This window comes from Alteromonas sp. 14N.309.X.WAT.G.H12 (assembly GCF_036697315.1).
Taxonomy (GTDB): domain Bacteria; phylum Pseudomonadota; class Gammaproteobacteria; order Enterobacterales; family Alteromonadaceae; genus Alteromonas.
In genome coordinates this window covers 1-500 of sequence record NZ_JBAHZB010000251.1, presented here as the reverse complement: position 1 = coordinate 500, position 500 = coordinate 1, and the positions used below count along the sequence as shown (strand labels likewise).

At 50.4% G+C, this 500-nt stretch carries 4 tRNA genes and 1 pseudogene; all 5 read left to right on the top strand.

Features of this window, described 5'->3' with window-relative positions:
* Positions 1–76 (top strand) — tRNA-Thr (locus V5298_RS20855).
* Positions 77–85: 9 nt separating this feature from the next.
* A tRNA-Tyr gene (locus tag V5298_RS20850) sits at positions 86–170 on the top strand.
* A 33-nt stretch (positions 171–203) separates the two neighbouring features.
* Positions 204–278 (top strand) — tRNA-Gly (locus V5298_RS20845).
* Positions 279–285: 7 nt separating this feature from the next.
* Positions 286–361 (top strand) — tRNA-Thr (locus V5298_RS20840).
* A 68-nt stretch (positions 362–429) separates the two neighbouring features.
* Positions 430–500 (top strand): annotated as a pseudogene (locus V5298_RS20835) (elongation factor Tu); the annotation flags it as partial.

The window sequence follows — 500 nt, the reverse complement described above, 5'->3', positions numbered from 1 at the left end:
GCCGACTTAGCTCAGTTGGTAGAGCAACTGACTTGTAATCAGTAGGTCGCCAGTTCGACTCCGGCAGTCGGCACCATCAATCTCTGGAGGGGTACCCAAGCGGTCAACGGGAGCAGACTGTAAATCTGCCGGCTCAGCCTTCGCAGGTTCGAATCCTGCCCCCTCCACCACTTTTTCTATGAGGTGGCCTGAGAATTAGGATTGCGGGCATCGTATAATGGCTATTACCTCAGCCTTCCAAGCTGATGATGCGGGTTCGATTCCCGCTGCCCGCTCCATTTTAGTGCTGATATAGCTCAGTTGGTAGAGCGCACCCTTGGTAAGGGTGAGGTCGGCAGTTCAAATCTGCCTATCAGCACCATTTCTCCCCAGCTCATGTTAATTAGAACACAATTATCTTTTACGTAACTTTGCTGGGATACTAGAAAAATGGCAAAAGAAAAGTTTGAACGTACGAAACCCCATGTAAACGTGGGTACAATCGGCCACGTTGACCACGG